Here is a 17,471-nt window from a genome sequence, read left to right on the forward strand (position 1 = left end):
AATCTTGTTCTATTGAATCAGGCGTCTAATGATTCCCACTGGACGTCGGTCGGAGTGGCGTTGGGATCGACGCCTTCATCCCAATCCACACCGGCTGGGCGACTGTCCGTAGCGACCAACTGGCGGACGAGCGCAATAGCCCGACCAGGCGTGATCCGCGTCTCGGAGGGATCGTAGCCGGTGGGCTGGCCGCCATAGCTGAACTCGATGTCACAACCCCAGGGCTCAATACCAGGCTCGACCGCGTACCCTCCGTCTGGCTCGCCAAAGTAGAGCACGAACGACCGGTGCGCATGACCTACCCCGACTTGGACGCCACCCTCCGGCCTGCCGTCACGGTAACGAAAAACATCGACCACGCAGGGCTGTCCGGCCTCTTGTAGTGGACCAAGCACCTCGTCTATCTGCGAGGGGTCGGTCACGACGGCGTGGCCCGTCCCCAGCCAGGTAACCTCGTACGTCGTCACGTGACTGTTCCTTCCCCGGTGCCGATATAGGTCTTCCAGAGCCGGGCCTGGCCATCCGCACTCGCGAGGTAGACGGTTAGACGAGAGTTTACGGGTAGGAGGGCCGGCAGGACCGCGTTGCAGCCGTACGGCCCAGGGCAAGGCGGCTGGCTGACGACCAAGACCGCCTCCGTTGGTGCGCCCGCGCGGCGCATGAAAGCTGCAGCGTGGCCCTCGACATGCTCGACCGCTGACTTCAACCGCGGCCACTGGTTGATCTTGTCATCCCGCCGGAGACCCGGCGCGCCCGCGCCCGGACCCTGTCGTCCGCTCCAGATCGGCTTGCTTCGGGTACGCCCATCGGGAAGTGCGAGGACACCGGCGGTCTTGCCACCGCCGGGCATGAGCGCGTGAACGGTACTGGCGACATCGTGCACCCAGGTGGGCACAGCATCCGGGCGAAGGTACTCGGGCTGCTGTAGCGGGCGACCGCTGCCGTCGGCGGATAGCGGGAATCCCAGCACCGTTGTGGAGAAGTACGCGAGGTTCTCGGTCGTGTGGATGACGAGGGAAGCGCCATGATCGACCCGCACCGAGCAGCGGACCAGCTCCGCGATCGCCTGCGAGAGGCCCGCATCATCAGTGCCGCGCGTAGCGGCGGCCATCTGCCAATGTGCCCGCTCGATTTTTGAGCGAGCGGTGTACAGCTCACCGATAGCCACGTTGAGATCAGCGACTCGGGCTCGCACGATCGCGGCGACGTCAGCAAGGATGCTCATGACCTTCACCCATCGAGCAGACGCTCACGGTCTGGCGGCCTACTCGCGCTGTGGGAGGATGAGGACGTCGTAGGTGGGGGAGTTGTCCCAGTTGGGCGGAGCTGGGCGACGGTGCGCCAGCCCCAGGAGGCGTACGCTGCCTGTGCCGGGACGTTCTTCGGGTCGGCGAGCAGGGTGGCCCGGGACTCTTCCCGGTTGCCGAGCAACTCGTCGTGCAGCGCGCGGGCGATGCCCTGCCGCCGCCACGACTCGCGGACCATGAGTTCGCTGATCGCGAAGGTGCGCTGCCCGTCCTCCTCGGTGAAGCCAGCCGGTACGGGCGTGAGCAGCCCGGCCCACCAGCGGTCCGACGACAGCGGGAAGCCGTACGCGTAGCCGACGAGTTCGTTGCCGACTGTGCCGGTGACGAGCTTCCAGCCCGGCAGCGTCATGTGCCCGTTGATCTGCCGGCGGTAGCGGTCCTCGCCGTGGAACGCGTCGGCCGGCTCGTCATAGATCTCGATGTAGACGGCGACCAGGTCTTCAAGGATTGCCTTCGCCTGGTCAGCGTCGTAGACGTCGAGCTTGAGACCGTCAACCGCCATCAGGCGACCTTGGCGGTGTCGTACGCCTCGATGAAGTCACGAGCTGCCGGCACGTGAGGAGCCGTCCGGCCGAGGTCGGCTCGCAGGGTTGCCAGACGCTTCCGAGTCCGCCGAGATTTGAGCGACGCGACGGCGGGCAGAACGTTGAGCGCGATCGAGCCGGATCCCGCATGGTCGCCCTGTTGGTACAGGGCCGTAGCCATGTTGAGCTTGCCCAGGTACTCATTCCGCTTGAAGGCCGGATCGGGGCGTTCGAGTCGGCCGATGAAGCTGGCTGCGGCTCGGTCGGGGCGGTCGAGCGCCAGATGCGACAGACCTTCGGTTGCGTTGACCTCGTGGATGGTGACGAACCCGATGTAGTCCGGATCGTCGTCGTGTAGGCCACGGTCGAATTGGATCTTGGCGTTCACCAACTCCCGGCCGAAGCTTGAGGCGTCTTTGCCCTTGGCGTGGGCGAGGCTGGATCGGAGATGCAGCAGCGTCTTCAAACGAGGAGTGGCCCACGGCGCTGCAATCCGCTGAGCTGCCTCGGCGTACCGCAGGGCTTCGCGTGGATTCGTATCGCGCACCAGCATCGAGAGTTGCTGGAGCGCTTGCACTTCAAGGCGCGGGTCGTCGCGGAGCCGGGCACGGATGACGGCTTCGTTCAGGTAGTGACGGGACTCTTGGTGGCGCTCGGCGTCGAGAGCAAGCCAGCCCACCTGCGATTCCAAGTCCCCAAGGCAGTCTTGCAGAGCCTCGCTGACCTGATGGTTATAGCTGGCTTCGCGCTCCCAGCGGGCCAGGCGGCGGTACATGGCGAGGGCAATGTCGCACAGGCTGTCGCCGCCTACAACAGCGTCAGCTCGCTCGAAGGCCATGATTGTCTCGGAGACCTGCCGCATGTGCTCCATGCCGAGGTGCTGCGGCACCTGCGGCGATGTGATCCAGTCGCGCAGTGGTGTGGCGATGCCGAGGCCGGTGAGAGCGGTGTTGATCGCGAACGCGCGGCGGTCCACAAGATCACCTCCATCGGGATCCCCGAATGCCACGGTACCGCCGGAATCGGTGCTGTCCAGGGCGAGATTCGTCGGCTCGGCGCTGAGCAGCGCGTCGAGCTGATCAATTGGCAGGTCAAGGGCCTCGGCGAGCCGTGCCCGTACCGCTGGGTGTGGGTCTGTCTCGCCGCGCTCCCATCGGGCGACGGTGGTGCGGTCGATGTACAGGTGGGCAGCCAGCCCTTCCTGAGTGAAACCGATGGCCTTGCGGTGTTGGATGAACCGGTGTCGCCGTGTCGTCACCTGGACGCCCTCCCGTCGCGTCGGATCAATGTCCACGGTGCACGTAGTACACACAGAGAAACAAGATCAATGCAACGGGCTGTGGACAACCTTCTGCTGCTGTGGATTCCGTGGAAGTTCCACAGCTCGACGCCGAGAAAGTAAGATAGTGCAGCTCGGCACTGGTGCCGCTACAAACGTGCATCACGGGCTTCGCGCAGCGTGCACCAAACATGCGCTGTTCTCGGGCCGCGTACGCCCGGCATTGTGGTGGCACGGCCCGGGGCGGGTGCCCGGCAACGCGGCTCCCAGGTCTGCAAACTCGGTTGGCGTGATCCCGCCCGCCCCGGCGCCTCTCCACGATCTTCTCCCCACAGGAGGCACAACGTGTTCAGGCGCAACGCGGCGACCGTACAGCACCGGCTGACGGCGGCGACCGGCGGCGACTACCAGAGCAACAGCGGACGCAACGGCGTACGGCGATCGCGGCTGACCGGGCCGGCGGTGCGCGCCATGCGGTTCCTGCCGCTCCGTTGGCGCGGCGGCCTCGACCCCGACGAGGTGTACGGCTACCTGGAGCGGGTCGCCGACGAGGTCGACGAGCTGCGCCGTGAGTTGCGGATGGCCTGGACCGAAGCCGACCGGGTGCGCAACGCGTTGCGCGAATGGCAGACCGAGCAGTTCGAGGCACGGTTCGACCCGCCGCGGCAGGCCAACGGCCAGCACCACCACTACGCGGGTGCGCGGTGAGCAGCGGGCCGCCCGTCGGGGAGGCGGTGCCGGTCCGCGAGGACCTCGTCGCCGTCTACCGGGACGTGCTGGCCGCCCACACCGACTCGCCGACGCTCAAGGTCTGCGTGTCCTGCCTGCGAAGCCGCTGCGACGACTGGCGCTGGGCGTACGAGCGGCTCGCCACCGCCGGCCGGCTGCCCGACGGAGTCACCGACGACGGGCCCGTACTTCCTCTTCTCGACGAGGAGGAGTAGCTCCCATGAGCTTGTACGACGGCGCGACGTACCCCGGCATCCTGCTGCGCGACGGGCCGACCGGGCAGCGGGCCGCGCTGGCCGGCGGCCCCGACGTGTGGGAGGTCATCGCCGCGCGACACGCGCTCAAGGCCGCATCCCCGGAGCTGGACGGCGACGAGCTGGTCACCGAGATGATGGCCAGCACCGGGCTGACCCGGCACAGCGTCAACGTCGCGCTGCGCTACTACGCCGACCACCGGGCCGAGATCGACGAATGGATCGCCGCCAACGAGGCAGCCGCCGAGCAGGGCGAACTGCTGTGGCGAGCCGAACAGGCCCGACGAACCGTCAGGTGAGTCGGCCGGTCTCAACCGCAGCGCCGTCGCCGTTCATCGGCTTGAGATAGTCACGCAGGGTCTGCCACCCTGCCGCGTCGTCGACCGAGCCGGTGTGCGGGCGGCGTACCGCGCGTACGGCCCGGTCTGCGGGCGTCAACACCCCGCCCACGGTAGAGCTCCCACCCACCCCGGCAACCGAATTCGGCTCGTCGTCGGTCGGTCAGGGGACCACGACCCTGCGTGGTTCCTTCTAGACTGCATGGCGAGGCACCAGGTCCTCGACGACAGGGATCAGATGTAGGAGTCGCGGCTCATGAGGATCGTCCGGGCGAAGCTGGAAGGCGTCAACGCCGAGCCCGGCCGCGTCGCGGCGGCCGACGTCGCCCGCATGATTCTTGGTCTTGAACGTGCCATAGCCCACGCGGCGTACCTGGTCCTCGGAAAGGCCCGGCGTGGGACCGGTCGGCACGTCCAGGCTATCGAAAGCGCGGCGCGCCTTCGCATGGTAGATATCCAGAGCGGAAGCTTTGTCGGAGTCTTCGCCTTGCCGGAAGCGGCAGAGCCAAACGACGACGAGCTGCCTATCTCCGTCGCGGACCTGAGTTCTCTTGCTTTTGATCGGCTGCTAGCCGTGATCACCGGCGGTGGCCCGGAAACAGACGCGGAGCTGGCCGCCGCGGTCGCTCGGTTAGCCGCAGATCTAGGGATCGGCGACCGAAACACAGCGATGACCTTGATCGATGACTCCCCGATGTCGACGGGACAGGATTCACGCCAAGCGACTATCGATGCTGCAGTTCGGGAACGCCTGCAGCGCATCGGTGACCGGGTGCCCACGAGCAGGGATGAGACCCTGACCGGGGTGCTTTTCGAGGCAGATTTCGAAAGCCACACCGCTCGGTTGCGTCTTGCCAGCGGCGACGCTGTAGCAGTCAACTTCTCCTCCGAGCTTGCTGACCAGATTCAGGAGGCACTGCGCTCCCGCGCGAATCTTGAGGGCTACGTGCGTTACCACCCTCGGACAGCGCAGGCTACCAGCGTCGACCTGCGCGCAGTCTCCCGAAGCACCCAACTGGAGCTTGACGTTGACTCGTTCTGGGAGCCCCAGACCTTTGCTGGACTCCAGACAGCACAAGGAACGAACGGCTGGGTCAACGCGGCCGAGCTAGGGATGACCGATTTGACGGACGATGAGCGAGCCGCATTCCTCGCGGCTCTCGCCGAATGAGGCCGGAGGACGTCCCCAATGGGCCACTGCTCATTGACACGGACGTTGTGAGCTACTGGCTGATGGGAGCCGATCATGGCAGGGCGTTCATTAGCCTCACGGCAGGTCACGAGCAGGCCGTGAGTTTCGCTACGTACGGTGAGCTGCTCGCCAACGCCTATCGTCGACGGTGGGGTGCTCGTCGCATAGAGGACCTGCGCAGCCGGCTCAAGTCCTTCGTCGTGGTTCCCTACACGTCCCAGGTCGTAGAGCTTTGGGCAGAGATGCACGCGAAGCTCTCCGGGCATCTACAGAAGGGCGGCACGAACGACCTTTGGACCGCTGCGTGTGCCCTGGCGCTTCGCCCGCAACTGCCGGTCGCCACGAACAACCTGAGCGACTTCGGGACGATCTCGAAATCTTTCCCTGACCTGAGACTCATTCACCCTGATCTGTGAGGTTGCGATCTCCGGACGGTCTGTGTGGGGTGTGGCAGGGTCAGCAAGGACTGTGAGACTTGTTCGTTTTAGCCACCGCTCCCTGCTGCAAAATTTCGCTGCCTTCTGCAATATTAGTCGTACAGGCAAGTTTTGCAGTAGCTGAGCCAAATATCGCAGCCCTCGCGGTGGCTGTGCCGCCATGTTCACGCCTGAGATAACCTGGATGTTACTAACATCAGTGTTACTAACATGGGAGTTAGCGTGGCGAGCTTCGTTGGGCGTACCCGGGAACTCGGCACCCTCGCTGCCGAGCTGGACCGCATCGCCTCGGCCCGGGACGACCGGCCCGGCCGCTGCCTGCTCATCCGAGGGCGGCGGCGGGTCGGCAAGTCCCGCCTGGTCGAGCGGTTCGTCGACGACGCGCAGGTGCCGTACCTCTACTTCACCGCCGCCGGTGCCGGCACCGCCACCGAACTGCGGCAACTCGTCGCCGACGCGGCCGAATCCACCCTGCCCGGCCGGGACCTGATCGCCGCCGCCAACCCGTCGGACTGGGACGCCGCGTTCCGGCTGCTGGCAGCGGCGCTGCCCGACGACACTCCCAGCGTCGTCGTCCTCGATGAAGTGCCCTATCTGATGGATCCCGAGCAGCAGTTCGAAGGCGTCCTGCAGCGGGCCTGGGACCGGCTGCTGTCCCGCAAGCCGGTGCTGCTCGTCCTCATCGGCTCCGACCTGGCGATGATGGAGGCGCTCAACGACTACCGTCGGCCGTTCCACCAGCGTGGCCGCGAGATGGTGCTCGGCCCGCTCAACCCGGCCGACCTCGCCACCATGCTCGACCTGCCACCCGCCGACGCGATCGACGCCGCCCTGATCACCGGTGGACTGCCGCTGGTCGCCGCCGAATGGCCGCCCGGCGCCAGCGAATGGGACTTCCTCGGCGCGGCACTGGCCGACCCGACATCGGCGCTGCTGGTCTCCGCGGAACGGTCACTCGCCGCCGAGTTCCCCGCCCAGCTCCAGGCCCGCAAGGTGCTGACCGCGATCGGCTCCGGCGAACGGACGTTCACCAACATCGCCCGTACGGCCGGCGAAATGTCGGCTACGTCGCTGCAACGATCCCTGGAAACCCTGCAGGCCAAGCGGCTCGTCACCGGTGAACTACCGCTGTCCACCCGCCCGTCGAAGGACCGCCGCTACCGGATCGTCGACCCGTACCTGCGCTTCTGGCTGCGGTTTCTCGCCCCCGCGATGCCGGAGATCGAACGCGGCCGGGGTGACCTGACCCTGACCCGCATCCGGACGAGCTTTCCGAGCTGGCGGGGCCGGGCCGTCGAGCCACTGATCCGCGACGCGCTCGCCCGGCTGCTGCCCGACGACTCGCTGCCGGCGGCACCCGCCATCGGCGCGTACTGGACCAGATCCAACGACGTCGAGATCGACATCGTCGGTGCCGACCGGGCACCGATCGCCCGCGAGTTGTACTTCGTCGGCTCGATCAAATGGCACGACCAGTCGCCGTTCGACGGGCACGACCTGTCCGCGCTGTTCCAGCACCGGGCATCGCTGACCGACGAGCCGGTGCCGACCGTCGCCGTCTCCCGCAGCGGCGCGTCCTGCCGTGGCCTCGACGTGCTCTACCAGCCCACCGACCTACTTGCCGCCTGGCAGGACCGGTAGCACGCGGTGATCTGTCGGCTACTCGACAGCGAAAGATTGCTGATCGTGACTGAATGATCGCCACATGTAGACGCGGGGGCTCGGCCTGGGGAGGGCGAGCATGGCGCTGGCGCACTCGGCGGTCAACCTGGTCGGCAGCCTGCTGCCCGGCGGCGTCCTGGGCCGCATCCGCGACGGCGACCCGACCGTGCCCGGCATCGACGCCCGCTCATACCACCTGACCGCCGGCGAATCCGTCCGCCGGATCGCCAACCGCGACTTCGGCTACCTGCGCGACGAATTCAACCGGTACGCCGACCAGCAGGCCGGCACCGGCAGCCGCCGAAACCGGCGGCGCACCGCCGACGACTGGCGGCACACCCTGCTGCGTACCCTCGACTTCGACGGCATCGAACGCCTACCCGGCGGCATCGTCGTCGACGAACAGCCGTTCCCGGTCAGCCACCGATGGCAGCAGGCCCTGCCGGTGCACCTGGCCCCCTGGGGTGCCGACCTCGACCGGCGGGCCGCCGGAGTGCCGCGCGGCACCCGCTCCCCGGCCGACGCGGCACCACACGTCATGGTGCAACGGCTGCTCAACCAGAGCGACCAGCACCTGTGGGCGGTGCTGTGCAACGGGCCGCAGCTGCGACTACTGCGCGACTCCACCAACCTCGCCGGCAGCGCGTACCTCGAATTCGACCTGGCGGCGATCTTCCAGGGCGAACTGTTCGCCGACTTCCTGCTGTTCTACCGGATCGCCCACGCCAGCCGGTTCGAGATCAGCGACCCGCAGGCCGGCGCCGCCTCCTGCCCGCTGGAAAAGTGGCGCACCTACGGCGCTCGGCAGGGCGAACGCGCCCTCACCAGCCTGCGGTACGGCGTTCACGAAGCGTTGGAAACCCTCGGACAAGGCTTCCTCAGCCACCCGCACAACCGGCAACTGCGCGACGACGTCGCCGCCGGCCGGCTGACCCTGGCCGACCTGAAACGCTCCCTGCTGCGACTCGTCTACAAGCTGATCTTCTGGATGGTCGTCGAGGACCGCGGCGTCCTGCTCGACCCGCACGCCAGCCGGGCCGCCCGCGACCGCTACGACACCTACTTCTCCTCCCGCCGGTTGCGCCGCCTCGCCGACACCCGCCGCCACTCCTGGCACGGCGACCTGTGGCAGAGCACCGCCCTGGTGTTCCAGCTGCTCGGCTCGGAAGCCGGCGGCCAGGTGATCGGCCTGCCCGCCCTCGGTGGCGTCTTCGAAACCAGCGAACTCGACCTGCCGCTACGCCGCGCCCAGCTCACCAACTCAGCACTGCTCACCGCCGTCACCCAGCTCAGCGTCCTCACCGGCCGGCGGGCCGACCGCCGGCAGTGGGTCGACTGGGCGCGGCTCGGCGCGGATGAACTCGGCAGCGTGTACGAGGCACTGCTGGAGCTGCACCCCTGCTGGGACGCCCACACCGGCAGGTTCTGCTTCGTCAAGGTCAAAGGCAGCGACCGGAAGAAGACCGGCGCCTACTACACCCCGCCGTCCCTCGTCGACGAACTCCTCGACTCCACGTTGGAGCCGCTGCTCGACGAGGCCTGCGACGCCGACACCCCCGCCGAACGCGTCGCCGCCCTCGAACGCATCACCGTCTGCGACCCGGCCTGCGGATCCGGGCACTTCCTCATCGGCGCGGCCCGCCGCATCGCCCGCCGCATCGCCATCGAGGAAACCGACGACCTGGAACCCCACCCCGACGCCGTCCAGGCCGCGATGCGCAAGGTCACCACCCGCTGCCTGTACGGCGTCGACAGCAACGAAATGGCCGTCGAACTGGCCAAACTCTCCCTCTGGCTGGAAGCGGTCGAACCCGGCAAACCCCTCGGCTACCTCGACGCGCACCTGCGGGTCGGCAACTCGCTGCTCGGTGCCACCCCGGCGCAACTCGCCGCCGGCATCCCCGACGCCGCGTACACCGCCCTCGACGGCGACAGCAGAGCCGTCGTCACCGCCCTGCGCCGGGAAAACGCCAGTCAGTCGCCCGGTGTCCGACCACTGACCGCCGGCAGCGCCGGCAACCTCGACCTCGCCGCCGAAGCCGCCGCCATCGCCCACCTGGCACCCTGCGAAACCCTCGCCGACGTACACATCCAAGCCCAGCGGGACCGCACCCTCGACCCGCACCGGCGCCGACGGCGGCAAATCGCCGACGCCTGGTGCGCCGCGTTCGTCGCCCCGAAGATCCCCAGAAACCGGGCGTACGGCCTCACCAACGCGATGCTGGCCCGCATCGCCACCGACGAGCGCAGCGACGACGTCGAGCGCGCCCGGCAGCTCGTCGAGACGATGGTCCGGCAGTACGGCTTCTTCCACTGGCACATCGAGTTCCCGCACATCTTCGAAGTCCCCGCCGACGGGGTTCCCGCCGCCAGGGCCGGCGTCGACCCGGCCACCGGCTGGCGCGGCGGCTTCAGCTGCGTACTGACCAACCCGCCCTGGGAGCGGGTCAAACTCCAGGAGCAGGAGTTCTTCGACGGCCAGCACGAAGCGGTCGCCGGTGCGCCGAACGCCGCCGCCCGCAAGAAGCTGATCGCCGCACTCGCCGACAGCAAGCAGCCCGCCGAGCGTGACCTGCACCTGAGCTGGACGAAGGCTTTGCGCACCGCCAGCGGGATCAGCCACCTGCTGCGGACCGCCGGCCGGCACCGGCTCACCGGCCGCGGCGACATCAACACGTACGCCGTCTTCGCCGAAACCAGCCGGACGCTGCTCGCCACCACCGGCCAGCTCGGCATGATCGTGCCGACGGGTATCGCCACCGATGCGACCACGCAGGACTTTTTCAAGGACCTGGTGCGTCGTCGGAGTCTGGTGTCGTTGTTCGACTTCGAGAACGAGGACCGGGTCTTCTCGGAGGTGCATCACTCGTTCCGGTTCGTTCTGTTGACGGTGGCGGGTGTGCGGCGGCCGGTTGATCGGGTGGCGTTGGTGTTCCGGGTGCGGCAGGTGGATCAGATTGCGCGGCGGGCGTACGTGTTGTCGCCGGAGGAGATTAGCTTGTTGAACCCGAACACGGGGACGTGTCCGGTGTTTCTGTCCCGGCGGGATGCGGAGATCACGTTGGGGATCTACCGGCGGGTGCCGGTGTTGTGGCGGGACGACGCTCCGGACGGTAACCCGTGGGGTGTGTCGTTCCTGGCGATGCTGCACATGGCCAACGACTCGGGGTTGTTCCGTGGCTACGACGACCTGGTCCAGGATGGCTGGGCGTTGGAGGGCAACCACTTCGTGCGGGGCGACGCGCGGATGGTGCCGTTGTACGAGGCGAAGATGGTCCACTTCTACGACCACCGGCTGGGTACGTACGAGGGGGCGACGCAGGCGCAGTTGAACGTCGGGACGCTACCCCGCTTCACCGACGCCGATCATGACGATCCGGCGCGGCTGCCACTGCCACGCTACTGGGTGTCGAAACAGGCGGTCGACGAGCGGCTGGCCGGCCGCTGGCCTCATGACTGGCTCCTGGGTTGGCGCGACATCGCCCGCAGCACCGACGAACGCACCCTGATCTCGACCGTTATCCCGTTCGCGGCCGTCGGGGACACCTACCTGCTCGCGATGCCCAGCATCGTTTCGGCTGGACTGCAGGCCAACATGAGTTCGTTCGTCTTGGACTACGTGGTGCGCCAGAAGGCATCCGGGACTCACCTGAAGTACTACGTCATGAAGCAGCTACCTGTCCTCGCGCCCGACGGCTACCGTGACGGTGGCCGGCTGGCCTCTTGCCTCGGATCGTTGGATTCGTGGATCGCTGACCGCGTTGTCGAGTTGGCCTACACCGCTGACGATCTGGCCGGTTATGCCGAGAGCCTCGGCGACGACGGCCCGCCGTTCCGGTGGGACCCGCAGCGACGTGAACTCATCCGCGCCGAACTCGACGCCGCCTACTTCCACCTGTACGGGGTGGACCGTGACGACGTCGACCACATCATGGAGACCTTCAAGGTCGTCCGGGACAAGGACGAGAACGCGCACGGCGAGTACCGCACCAAACGCCTGATTCTGGAGCGCTACGACGCGATGGCCGCTGCCGTCCGCACCGGTACGCCGTACCGTTGCCCGCTCGACCCGCCCCCTGGGCGTGGCCGGCGGTCCGATCAGGCCGCGGAGACGAGGCGCTGACGGTAAGCCTGAAGCTGGTCACCGTCGCGGGTGTGCCAGCACGGTCCGAGCTCCCAGCCGAGCCGTTCGTAGAAGCCGGTCGCTCCGGCCGACCCGACCGGCGTGACCAACTCGGCCTCGGCCGCCCCGGAGCGCCGGGCGTCCTCGACGAACCGGCGGACGAGTTCCGCCCCGACTCCGCTGCCCCGCCACTGCGGCTGCACCGCCACCGCGACCATCACCGCGACCTGCGGATTCTCGGACGGCGCGTCCGCCGGGGTCGGCTGGCCGGACCGGCGCCGCGCGATCTGCCGGGCCCACGGTCCAACCCGGGAGGACAGCTGGCGGGCCAACCATGGACGGCGGACCACCGCACCTACGCCGGAAACTGACAGTGCGGCCAGCGCCCGCCGGTCGGCGAACAGCGCCGCCATGTGGGCGGCCTGGTCGGTGGTGCCCAGCAGGAATCCGACAACGTCGCCGTCGGGCGTCGTCGGGTTGGTGACCACGTAGCCGACGCCGTGCCGGGAGTCGAGGTAGGTACGGTGCCAGCGGCGGACGAAGCCTGCCCCGAGAGACGGAAACAGCCCGACCGGCAGGAACTCCACATGCGTGCGAGCCGTCGTCGCCAGGTCGGCGTGCTCGGCTGGCCGCACGAGGGCTCCGCTGCGGCCCGACCCCGTCACCGGGGTGCGGGACCGCGTAAGAGTGTTGGCGCTGCCCATCATGGCCTACGAGTACCCGCCGTCAGGGTGGACATGCGAGGGCTGGATTTGCCGCCCGACGGGGTCAGGCCCGCAGGTCGAGAAGCAGGGCGCGGTGGTCGGAGACTTCCGGCTGACGCACGATTTCGAACCGTTCGACGGCGGCGACGTCGGAGACGAGCAGATAGCTCGCGTGCCGAACCGGCTTCGGATAATGCGACGTACGGGTGTCCGCCGTGCCGACCAGCTCAGTCAGCCCGATACCGCCCAGCACGTCGAACGTCTCGCTGTCGGGCAGCACGTTGAAATCCCCGCACACCACCACCAGATCGTCCGGCTCGCGTATCCGCTGGACCAGATCGGCCAGCCGTACCGCCTGGGCCCGGCGCGCCGGGGTGTCCGCCTTGCCGGCCGGGTCGCGCAGCCCGTGCACCTGCACCACCCACACCCGCCGGCCGTCCGTGCGCCCGACGACGCCGACGGCGAGCGCCACCCGTGGACGGTCCGCGACGGTCCACTCGCGATGGGCGACAAACTCCCCGTGTACGAAGGCCGAGTCGACACCGACGACAGGCAGCCGTTCGGCGACCATCGTCGCCACGCCGAAGTCCTGCCGGTGCCGGGCACCCGTCGCGTCGGTCACCGGCCCGGAGTCACTGGTCAGGAAGAACCCCTGGTGGCGGGGCAGTACGGCGCGGACATCGTCGAACAGGTTCGCGCGCTGCGGCAGGGCGCGGTCGCCATCGTCGAAGCGGGTCCACCCGGTCAGACCAGGCGTCCGGGTCACCTCCTGCAGGCAGACGACGCCCGCCGGGCAGTCGGCCAGCCAGGGCAGCAGCCCGTCGGCCAGCGCCCCACCCCAGGCGTTCACACTCACGATCCGCATCGTCCCCCCGGACCCCATGGGATCACGGGATTCCGCTCTCCGACAACCGAGTTTCGAGTCGGTGGCTCGTTGGTCGTAGGCTGCGAGGTCACCTGAGATCAAGGAAGGGTGACGCTCGTGGCTGACGGTGTGCGGTACGGGCTGCTGGTGCGTACCTGCCTGGAAGTGCTCCGCGACAGCGGGCAGCGGCTGCATGGCAGGGACGTGCTCGACCAAGTCGCGGAGCGGATCGATCTCAACGAGGCCGAGATGCGACCGCACCGCAACGGTTCACCGGCCTGGGCGGTCGCGGCCCGCTTCTACGCCGGCGACGCTGCCACCATCGGCTGGCTGATCAAACGGGACGCGCTGTGGTGGATCACCGACGACGGCTTGGCCGCCCTAGACATGTTTCCCGACCCGGACACCCTCTTGAGTGAGATCAACAAGCGATACAACGGCATCGTCCGAGATCGAAAGGCCGCACGGAAGAAGTACGACGACCGGCTCGAGAAGATCACCAGCACCCTGGAGCTCGTACCGGCCGGCTCCTGGACGGCGTACGACGATCTGGCCGAGCTGGTCGACGGCACGCCGGACGACATCGCCCACCTACTGGCCGACACCTACGTCGACAACGCGCACCGCGTACTCAACGCTTCCGGGCGGGTTCCCGATGCCAGGCACCAGCATGCCCGGCTACGCGGTAGCGACCTGGCGGCCCGGCTCAGCGAGGAAGGTGTCGAGTTCGTCGACGGTCGGGCGAACGCCGAACAGCGGATCACCGCTGACTTCCTCGCCGAGCGACTCGCCGAGACCGCCACCCTCGCGGCTGAACCCGTCGCGCGGCGGGCCTGGCTGGTCCGGGGCAGCAACGTCGACGGCGCCGACCTGGTGCCGCAGTGGCTAGCCGAAGGTTGGGTGTCGCTGGCCGCCTCCCAACTGCCGCAACTCGGCCCCGGCATCGACGAGCAGCAGCTGACCCAGGCCGTCGCCGACGCCTACCGGCACAAAAGCTATTCGGTACGGGAGAAGCTGACCGGCGAGTTCAACGCCTTCCTGCGGCTGATGCGCGACGGGGACTTCGTGGCGACCGCGCACCACGGCGACGTACACCTCGGGTTGGTCACTGGCCCGCCCAGCTTCACCGGCGCCGGGGAGCTGCCGTCCCACCTGCGCCGGCCGGTGCGCTGGCTGGAGCTCGACCCGCCGGTGGACCTGTCGGCGCTGCCCGCCGCCCTGTCCAACCTGTTGCAGAGCCAGGACGACGTGGTCGACCTGACCGACGGGCTGGCCGCGCTGGAACACCTCGCTGCGCCGCTGCTGCGCGAACCGGCGCCGACCGCGGCACCGGCCACCCCCGCGACGCCGCCGCCAGGTCCGGTGGCGACCCCGACCCCGACCCCGCCGCCGGCGGCCGAAGCGCGACTCGGTGACGTCCCCGCCGACCTGGCCGACACGCTGCTGCTCGACCTCGACTGGCTGCGGGAGCTGCGGGAGCTGCTGGCCAGGCGGCGGCAGATCATCCTGTACGGTCCACCCGGGACCGGCAAGACGTACGTCGCCCGCGCCCTCGCCGCCCGGCTCACCGAACCCCACGCGGTACGGCTGATCCAGTTCCACCCGTCGTACACCTACGAGGACTTCTTCGAAGGATTCCGGCCCGAGGCCGGCGACGACGGCACCCTGCGATTCAAACTCACCTCCGGACCGCTGCGCCGGCTCGCCGACGCCGCCCGGGAACACCCGTCCACGGCGTACGTGCTGATCATCGACGAAATCAACCGGGGGAACCTGGCGAAGGTCTTCGGGGAGCTGTACTTCCTGCTCGAATACCGTGACCAGCCGATCGCGCTGCAGTACTCGGCGAAGGACTTCACCCTGCCGGCCAACCTCTACCTGATCGGCACCATGAACACCGCCGACCGGTCGATCGCCCAGATCGACGTCGCGATGCGCCGCCGCTTCGCGTTCGTCGAGATGCACCCCGACCGGCCGCCGGTGGCCGGCCTGCTGCATCGCTGGCTCACCGCCCGCGACCTGCCCACCGAGGCCGCCGACCTGCTCGACGCGCTCAACGCCCGGCTCGCCGACGCCGACTACGCCGTCGGGCCGACGTACCTGCTGGACGAGGCCGACCACCGCGACCCGGACGGCCTCGACCGGGTCTGGCGCCATGACATCCTGCCGCTGCTCGCCGACCACCACTACGCCGACGACCTGGACGTACCCGACCGGTACGGGCTCGACGCGCTGCGGACCGCCCTGGCTGATCGGCAGCCCGCACCGTGATCCGGGCGATCCAGCTGCGGGAGGCCGGTCCGGCGCTGAACGTGGCACTGACCGGCGAGCAGGCCCGGCAGCTGGCGGCGGCCCGCGCGGGCCGGCAACCGGTCGTCGAGGTACGCCCGGGCCCGTCAGCCGGGCGTTGGCTGCTGCGCGCCACCCGGCTCGTCGGCGCCGCCCGCATCGGCGACCTCGATGTGTACGTCGCGCCGAAGGTGCCGGTGGCGCGGCTGTTGTTCCTGTTCGGCTACGCGCGGAACCCGCACCGGTGGCAGCCGGCGAGCCTGCCGTTGGGTGCCAGCGACGAGCTGGCTCCGGCGCTCGCCGAGGCGCTGTGTCGGCAGGTCGACCGGGCGATCCGGGGCGGGCTGCGACACGGCTACCAGGAGGTCGACGCCGCATCGACGGTTTTGCGCGGGCGGATGCTGCCGGCCCGGCAGTTGACCCGTCGGCTCGGCCAGCCGCTGCCGCTGGAAGTCCGCTACGACGAGTTCACCGCCGACACGCCGGAGAACCGCATCCTGGTCAGCGCGGTCGAACGGATGCTGCGCGTGCCCGGGCTGGTGCCGTCGGTACGTCGCCGGCTCAGCCAGCTGGCTGAGCGGTTCCCCGGTGTCGCTCGGCTGCGTCCCGGTGCCCCGGTGCCGATCTGGCGTCCGGGCCGCAGCAACGCCCAGCTGCACACCGCCCTGTGGCTGGCCGAGCTGGTCCTCGCCGGATCGTCGCTCGACGCTCGCGTCGGTGACCGGGCCGCGAACGGCCTGCTGCTCGACATGGCGCGGGTCTTCGAGTCGTTCGTCGCCGCCGCGCTGCGGGCCGTGCTGCCCGCCGGCCAGCTGCGCACCCAGACGGCCGGTCACCTCGACGAGGCCGGCCTGATCGACATCCGCCCCGATTTGACCTGGTGGGACGAGGGCCGGGTAGCTGCGGTGGCCGACACCAAGTACAAGACCCGGACGCCCGTCGACGACTTGTATCAGATGCTGGCCTACTGCGTCGCGTACGGTCTGGACACCGGTCATCTCATCTACGCCGGGGAGGGCGGTCCGACCGCGCACGTGGTCCGCCGGACCGGGATCCGGCTCGTCTGCCACCGGATCGACCTGGACGGGTCCACTGGCGACCTGCTGGAGCAGGTACGGCGGGTCGGTGCCGGGATGACGCTGGGCCGACGCCCGGGACGCGGGTCGATAGAGTCAGCGGCGTGAACGCGGCGTACCTGGTGGTGCTCGGTGAGCGGGCAGCGATCCGCTGGGTGCTGGAGCAGCAGCGGATGGCGTTCCCGGCGACCCCGCGGGCTGAGGTGGCCGCGTTGGCCGCCGGCGACCAGCTGCTGCTGTACGCGACCCGGGGCGCCTGGCACAACCCGACCCGGGACCGGGGCCGGGTGATCGGTACGGCGACCGCGACCAGCGCGGTCCGCGCCTTCGGCGAGCCGGTCGAGATCGCCGGGATGCGGTTCGTCTCCGGCTGTACGTTGGACGTCGACGGGGTGGTGCCGTACCCGGGCGGGGTGGAGTTGCAGCCGCTGGTGCACCAGTTGGCGGCGTTCCCGAAGCCGCATGCGTGGAGCATCTACCTGCGCCGCCCGCTGCTGCGGCTCGCCGCCGCCGACGTCGAGTTGCTGGCCGGCGCGCTCCGGCCGATGCTGGCTGCCCGGCCGGCGGCGCTGTCGACCTATCCGACGCAGCCGAGCTGAGGCGCGGGCTGACGCCCGCCCTCTCGAGCGGCTGCCAGCCGCCCTTGTCGATCTTGTCGCGACAACAGCGCCGATGCCGGGTTTGCGGCTGAC

General features: G+C 68.9%; 17 protein-coding genes. 10 read left to right on the forward strand and 7 right to left on the reverse strand.

Annotation, left to right across the window (positions count from 1 at the left end; all coding sequences use genetic code 11):
* Positions 1-17 precede the first annotated feature (17 nt).
* From ACFHWT_RS05460 to ACFHWT_RS05475, 4 genes are read right to left on the reverse strand one after another with little or no spacing between them, the layout of a single operon-like run.
* Positions 18-467, reverse strand: a complete 450-nt coding sequence (locus ACFHWT_RS05460; RefSeq protein ID WP_416593450.1) for an Imm1 family immunity protein — start codon at positions 465-467, stop codon at positions 18-20.
* Entirely contained in the window at positions 464-1,225 is a 762-nt protein-coding gene (locus tag ACFHWT_RS05465) for a DddA-like double-stranded DNA deaminase toxin (protein ID WP_416593451.1), read from the reverse strand. The genes ACFHWT_RS05460 and ACFHWT_RS05465 overlap by 4 nt, the downstream gene beginning before the upstream one ends.
* Positions 1,226-1,230: 5 nt before the next feature.
* A complete protein-coding gene (locus ACFHWT_RS05470; RefSeq protein ID WP_416593452.1) occupies positions 1,231-1,809 on the reverse strand; it encodes a GNAT family N-acetyltransferase in 579 nt (192 codons plus the stop codon).
* Positions 1,809-3,125, reverse strand: a complete 1,317-nt coding sequence (locus ACFHWT_RS05475) for a helix-turn-helix domain-containing protein (RefSeq protein ID WP_416593453.1) — start codon at positions 3,123-3,125, stop codon at positions 1,809-1,811. Before ACFHWT_RS05475 ends, ACFHWT_RS05470 begins: the two co-directional genes overlap by 1 nt.
* Before the next feature lie 330 nt (positions 3,126-3,455).
* On the opposite strand from ACFHWT_RS05475, the gene ACFHWT_RS05480 reads away from it, so the two are divergent.
* From ACFHWT_RS05480 to ACFHWT_RS05490, 3 genes are read left to right on the forward strand one after another with little or no spacing between them, the layout of a single operon-like run.
* Positions 3,456-3,818 carry a hypothetical protein gene (locus ACFHWT_RS05480; RefSeq protein ID WP_416593454.1) on the forward strand — a complete coding sequence of 121 codons (363 nt, stop codon included), beginning with the start codon at positions 3,456-3,458 and terminating at the stop codon, positions 3,816-3,818.
* Entirely contained in the window at positions 3,815-4,054 is a 240-nt protein-coding gene (locus ACFHWT_RS05485; RefSeq protein ID WP_416593455.1) for a hypothetical protein, read from the forward strand. Before ACFHWT_RS05480 ends, ACFHWT_RS05485 begins: the two co-directional genes overlap by 4 nt.
* A 5-nt stretch (positions 4,055-4,059) precedes the next feature.
* A complete protein-coding gene (locus ACFHWT_RS05490) occupies positions 4,060-4,392 on the forward strand; it encodes a hypothetical protein (RefSeq protein WP_416593456.1) in 333 nt (110 codons plus the stop codon).
* On the opposite strand, the gene ACFHWT_RS05495 is transcribed toward ACFHWT_RS05490, so the two are convergent.
* Positions 4,385-4,534: a hypothetical protein gene (locus ACFHWT_RS05495; RefSeq protein WP_416593457.1), complete on the reverse strand. Its 150-nt coding sequence runs from the start codon at positions 4,532-4,534 to the stop codon at positions 4,385-4,387. The genes ACFHWT_RS05490 and ACFHWT_RS05495 overlap by 8 nt on opposite strands.
* 153 nt (positions 4,535-4,687) lie before the next feature.
* On the opposite strand from ACFHWT_RS05495, the gene ACFHWT_RS05500 reads away from it, so the two are divergent.
* From ACFHWT_RS05500 to ACFHWT_RS05515, 4 genes are all read left to right on the forward strand, one after another.
* Positions 4,688-5,602, forward strand: coding sequence for a hypothetical protein (locus tag ACFHWT_RS05500; RefSeq protein ID WP_416593458.1), 915 nt, complete (start codon positions 4,688-4,690; stop codon positions 5,600-5,602).
* Complete coding sequence (locus ACFHWT_RS05505; RefSeq protein WP_416593459.1) at positions 5,599-6,039, forward strand: PIN domain-containing protein; 441 nt, start codon at positions 5,599-5,601, stop codon at positions 6,037-6,039. The genes ACFHWT_RS05500 and ACFHWT_RS05505 overlap by 4 nt, the downstream gene beginning before the upstream one ends.
* A gap of 243 nt (positions 6,040-6,282) precedes the next feature.
* Positions 6,283-7,701: an ATP-binding protein gene (locus ACFHWT_RS05510; protein ID WP_416593460.1), complete on the forward strand. Its 1,419-nt coding sequence runs from the start codon at positions 6,283-6,285 to the stop codon at positions 7,699-7,701.
* 100 nt (positions 7,702-7,801) lie between these two features.
* The gene (locus ACFHWT_RS05515; protein ID WP_416593461.1) at positions 7,802-11,845 is read left to right on the forward strand and encodes an Eco57I restriction-modification methylase domain-containing protein; all 4,044 of its coding nucleotides are present in this window, start codon (positions 7,802-7,804) and stop codon (positions 11,843-11,845) included.
* Here the strand turns inward: ACFHWT_RS05515 and ACFHWT_RS05520 are convergent.
* Together ACFHWT_RS05520 and ACFHWT_RS05525 are read right to left on the reverse strand one after the other, a co-directional pair.
* Positions 11,821-12,480, reverse strand: coding sequence for a GNAT family N-acetyltransferase (locus tag ACFHWT_RS05520; protein WP_416593462.1), 660 nt, complete (start codon positions 12,478-12,480; stop codon positions 11,821-11,823). The two genes, ACFHWT_RS05515 and ACFHWT_RS05520, sit on opposite strands and share 25 nt — an antisense overlap.
* A 133-nt stretch (positions 12,481-12,613) precedes the next feature.
* On the reverse strand, positions 12,614-13,414 hold the full coding sequence (locus ACFHWT_RS05525; RefSeq protein WP_416593463.1) for an endonuclease/exonuclease/phosphatase family protein: 801 nt from the start codon (positions 13,412-13,414) through the stop codon (positions 12,614-12,616).
* 117 nt (positions 13,415-13,531) lie between these two features.
* Between ACFHWT_RS05525 and ACFHWT_RS05530 the strand changes: the two genes are divergently transcribed.
* From ACFHWT_RS05530 to ACFHWT_RS05540, 3 genes are read left to right on the forward strand one after another with little or no spacing between them, the layout of a single operon-like run.
* Positions 13,532-15,685 (forward strand): AAA family ATPase, encoded by a 2,154-nt coding sequence (locus ACFHWT_RS05530; protein WP_416593464.1) that lies wholly within the window; start codon positions 13,532-13,534, stop codon positions 15,683-15,685.
* Entirely contained in the window at positions 15,682-16,887 is a 1,206-nt protein-coding gene (locus ACFHWT_RS05535) for an McrC family protein (protein ID WP_416593465.1), read from the forward strand. Before ACFHWT_RS05530 ends, ACFHWT_RS05535 begins: the two co-directional genes overlap by 4 nt.
* Positions 16,884-17,378, forward strand: coding sequence for a hypothetical protein (locus ACFHWT_RS05540; protein WP_282232983.1), 495 nt, complete (start codon positions 16,884-16,886; stop codon positions 17,376-17,378). The genes ACFHWT_RS05535 and ACFHWT_RS05540 overlap by 4 nt, the downstream gene beginning before the upstream one ends.
* Positions 17,379-17,471: the final 93 nt, after the last annotated feature.

Origin of the sequence: Micromonospora sp. LOL_021, from assembly GCF_048060215.1 — a bacterium.
Lineage (GTDB): Bacteria > Actinomycetota > Actinomycetes > Mycobacteriales > Micromonosporaceae > Micromonospora_E.

Excerpts from the sequence above, each read along its gene's own strand:
- ACFHWT_RS05515 (WP_416593461.1), top strand. The coding sequence starts at position 7,802 with ATGGCGCTGGCGCACTCGGCGGTCAACCTGGTCGGCAGCCTGCTGCCC.
- ACFHWT_RS05490 (WP_416593456.1), top strand. The coding sequence starts at position 4,060 with ATGAGCTTGTACGACGGCGCGACGTACCCCGGCATCCTGCTGCGCGAC.
- ACFHWT_RS05505 (WP_416593459.1), top strand. The coding sequence starts at position 5,599 with ATGAGGCCGGAGGACGTCCCCAATGGGCCACTGCTCATTGACACGGAC.
- ACFHWT_RS05525 (WP_416593463.1), bottom strand. The coding sequence starts at position 13,414 with ATGCGGATCGTGAGTGTGAACGCCTGGGGTGGGGCGCTGGCCGACGGG.
- ACFHWT_RS05470 (WP_416593452.1), bottom strand. The coding sequence starts at position 1,809 with ATGGCGGTTGACGGTCTCAAGCTCGACGTCTACGACGCTGACCAGGCG.
- ACFHWT_RS05465 (WP_416593451.1), bottom strand. The coding sequence starts at position 1,225 with ATGAGCATCCTTGCTGACGTCGCCGCGATCGTGCGAGCCCGAGTCGCT.
- ACFHWT_RS05500 (WP_416593458.1), top strand. The coding sequence starts at position 4,688 with ATGAGGATCGTCCGGGCGAAGCTGGAAGGCGTCAACGCCGAGCCCGGC.